The organism is Mesorhizobium sp. M5C.F.Ca.IN.020.32.2.1 (genome assembly GCF_004023105.1).
Taxonomy (GTDB): Bacteria; Pseudomonadota; Alphaproteobacteria; order Rhizobiales; family Rhizobiaceae; genus Mesorhizobium; species Mesorhizobium wenxiniae.
Genome location: NZ_RZSX01000652.1, coordinates 1 through 3,753, shown reverse-complemented (window position 1 = coordinate 3,753; position 3,753 = coordinate 1). Strand labels below are relative to the sequence as shown.

The following is a 3,753-nucleotide window of genomic DNA, read 5'->3' as shown; positions in this document are numbered from 1 at the left end:
GACAGCGGTCGTCGGCGGTGCGATTGGCGCGGTCACCGTGTCGTTCATCCAGACCGGCGTCGTCGCGGCGGGCCTGAGCGGCTTCTACGTCCAGTTCTTCAACGGGCTGATCATCATCCTGTCGCTGCTCGGCCACAAATGGAACCAGGCGCGGTATCGCTGAACGGGACCGACGCTCACACCCCCGTGACAAACCCGTCCAGCACACGTTTCTGGCCGGCCTTGTCGAAGTCGATGGTCAGCTTGTTGCCTTCGATGGCCGAAATATTGCCGTTGCCGAATTTCTGGTGGAAGACGCGGTCGCCGACATTGAAGGCCGACGGCTTGTCGGCGACGGATTTGGCGACCAGCTCGCCGTCGATGGTGCGGCCCTTGATCGAGGTGCGGCCGGCGCCATAGCCACTGTCGGTTTCGCCATAGCCGATGCGCTCGACCTGGTGGCCGGAACGCGAGCCCCAGTTGCGGTCGGTCGCCTCAGTGCGGTTCTGTTGTGCGCGCTGCCAGCCCGGCGTCGCATAGGTGCTGGAGAAGGCGCCGGATTTCTCAGTGCCGCCTGTATTGCCGCCCACATTGTCGAAGCGCGACGCGCCATAGGGATTCTGCCGGCCACCACGTCCCGGGGCAAAAGAACCGCCGCCGTAGGAATTGCCGTAACCACCGTAGCTGTTGCCGCTCTCTGCGACTTCGACATGGGCTTCCGGCAATTCCTCGAGGAAGCGCGACGGGATGGTCGATTGCCACAGGCCGTGGATACGGCGGTTGGAGACGAACCACAAATGCAGGTTCTTCTTGGCGCGGGTCAGCCCGACATAGGCCAGCCGCCGTTCTTCCTCGAGCCCGGAGCGGCCGCCCTCGTCGAGCGCGCGCTGGTGTGGAAAAAGACCTTCCTCCCAACCAGGCAAGAACACCGTCTCGAATTCGAGGCCCTTGGCCGAATGCAGCGTCATGATGTTGACGGCGTCGAGCTCGGCGTTCTGCTCGGCGTCCATCACGAGTGCGACATGTTCGAGGAAGGAGCGCAGCGATTCGTACTCCTCCATGGAGCGGATCAGTTCTTTCAGGTTTTCCAGCCGGCCGGGCGCTTCCGCCGAGCGGTCGTTCTTCCACATGTCGGTGTAGCCGCTCTCCTCCAGGATGGTCTCGGCGAGCTCGGTGTGCGGCGTGGTCTCCAGCGCCTTCTGCCAGCGCTCGAAATTGGCGGCGACTTCGCGCAATGCTGCGCGCGGCTTCGGCTTCAGTTCGTCGCTCTCGGCGAGTTTTTCCGCAGCCTCCAGCATCGGGATGCGCAGCGCCCTGGCGGTGTCGTGGATCTGGCGGATGGTGGCTTCGCCCAACCCGCGCTTCGGCACGTTGACGATGCGCTCGAAGGCGAGGTCGTCGGCGCCTTGGGCGACGACGCGGAAGAAGGCTAGCGCATCGCGGATTTCGAGACGCTCGTAAAAGCGAGGGCCGCCGATGACGCGATAGTTGAGACCGAGCGTGACGAAGCGGTCCTCGAACTCGCGCATCTGGAAGGAGGCGCGGACAAGAATGGCCATATCGTTGAGATTGTGCTTCTGCCGCTGGTAGGCTTCGATGGTTTCGCCGACGGCGCGGGCCTCTTCCTCGGAATCCCAGGCGGCGTGGACATGCACTTTCTCGTCGTCCTCAGCGACCTTTTCGGTGAACAGCGTTTTGCCGAAGCGGCCCTCATTGTGGGCGATGAGGTGGGAGGCGGTGCCGAGGATGTGCGCGGTGGAGCGGTAGTTGCGCTCCAGCCGGATGATCTTGGCGCCGGGGAAATCCTTGTCGAAGCGCAGGATATTGTCGACCTCGGCCCCGCGCCAGCCATAGATCGACTGGTCGTCGTCGCCGACGCAGCAAATATTTACTTTGTTTTCGCTCACGGGCTGTTCCGCGCCTGCCGGCGCGGGCCCTCCGCGCGGGCCTCGCAACGGCTCGGGCGCCCGGTCGGGCTTGCGGCCTTCGGCCGATCGCAGATCTGTCGACGTTGAAGCACGTCCGGCATCCGGCCGTTGCGCCAGCAGGCGCAGCCACATGTATTGGGCGGTGTTGGTGTCCTGATACTCGTCGACGAGGATGTATTTGAAGCGCTTGTGATATTCCTTCAGCACGTCCGGATTGGCTCGGAAGATGCGGATCGGGTGGCAGAGAAGATCGCCGAAGTCGCAGGCGTTCAGCGTCTTCAGCCGCTCCTGGTAGGCCTTGTAGAGCTCGCGGCCCTTGCCGTTGGCGAAGGCGCGGGCGTCGCCCTCGGGAATGTCGGCGGGCCCTAGCCCCTTGTTCTTCCAGCTGTCGATCATCTGGGCGAACTGCTTGGCCGGCCAGCGCTTGTCGTCCAGCCCTTCGGCCTGGATGATCTGCTTGATCAGGCGCACGACATCGTCGGTGTCGAGAATGGTGAAGTCGGATTTGAGCCCGGCAAGTTCGGCGTGGCGGCGAAGCAGCTTCACTCCAATCGAGTGGAAGGTGCCGAGCCACGGCATGCCTTCGACATTGCCTTCGCCTATTAGCAGGCCGATGCGCTGCTTCATCTCGCGCGCGGCCTTGTTGGTGAAGGTGACGGCGAGGATTTCCCTGGGGTAAGCCCTACGGGTGGCGAGGATGTGAGCGATGCGGGTAGTCAGGACGCGCGTCTTGCCGGTGCCGGCGCCGGCCAGCACAAGAACCGGGCCTTCGGTGGTTTCCACCGCCAGCCGCTGCTCGGGATTGAGCCCGTTCAGATAATCGGGTGCATTGTTGTGGCCGCTGCGCGCAGCCATGGCACGCGCAGCAAGGCCCGACGGGGCCACGGGCCGCGCGTTCGGTTCGTCAAAAAATGGCATATCTTCCGAAAAGCCGGACATTGTCCCCGAATGTAGTGATTCGGCAGCGAAAGGCCAGAAGTGTCTCCGTTTTGTTCTCGATCAAGGCCGGAACTTACAACACATCTCCAAGCTGGCCCCGCACGCGGACGTGCCGCCGCCGGCATAGCCAATGCAGGCCGACCCGACGTTGTGGAGGGCGTCACTCATCCGTGACTGGACCATGAGGGCTTCTATCCTATGTTGCGCGGCGGAAGTACTTCCCGAAGCCGAGGAGAGCGCCATGACAAAACCGAGCCCTGCCAGCCCAGCCGTCACGAGACCCGCCATTACCCAGGCGATGATAGACGCCTATGACGAATACACGCATCTGACGCTCGACCGGCGGCGCTTCATGGAACAGTTGACCAGGCTTGCCGGATCAGGTGCGGCGGCGGCCGCAATTGCGCCGCTGCTGGCGGCGAATTCGGCCCAGGCGGCAATCGTCGCGGACGACGATCCTCGCGTAAAAGGCGAGGACATCAGCTATCCCGGCAGCGGTGGCGAGATGAAGGGCTATCTGGTCAAGCCAGCGGATCAGACCGGCAAGCTCGGCACGGTCATTGTCGTGCATGAGAACAGAGGACTCAACCCGCATATACGCGATGTGGCGCGGCGCGTGGCGCTGGAAGGCTTCGTGGCGCTTGCGCCGGACTTCATGACGCCGCTCGGCGGCACGCCGGCCGATGAAAACAGGACGCGTGACCTGTTTTCCAAGCTGGATCCGGCACAGGTCGGCGCCAATGCGGTCGCAACAGTCGCTTTCCTCAAAGAACACGCGGATGGCAACGGCAAGGTCGGCGCGGTCGGCTTCTGCTGGGGCGGCGGCACGGTGAACACGCTGGCTGCCAACACGCCGGATCTGGCTGCCGCTGTCGCCTATTACGGCATGCAGCCGAAGGCCGACGAT

At 63.7% G+C, this 3,753-nt stretch carries 2 protein-coding genes and 1 pseudogene; 2 read left to right on the top strand and 1 reads right to left on the bottom strand.

From position 1 onward, the window contains the following. Window positions 1-163, top strand: a pseudogene (locus EOA86_RS41560) (ABC transporter permease); the annotation flags it as partial. Window positions 164-176: 13 nt separating this feature from the next. On the opposite strand, the gene EOA86_RS26305 reads toward EOA86_RS41560, so the two are convergent. Then, window positions 177-2,846 (bottom strand): UvrD-helicase domain-containing protein, encoded by a 2,670-nt coding sequence (locus EOA86_RS26305; RefSeq protein WP_128344364.1) that lies wholly within the window; start codon window positions 2,844-2,846, stop codon window positions 177-179. 241 nt (window positions 2,847-3,087) lie between these two features. Between EOA86_RS26305 and EOA86_RS26300 the strand changes: the two genes are divergently transcribed. Continuing rightward, window positions 3,088-3,753 (top strand): dienelactone hydrolase family protein (locus EOA86_RS26300; RefSeq protein WP_164891992.1); only part of this gene is annotated, 666 nt, incomplete at its 3' end.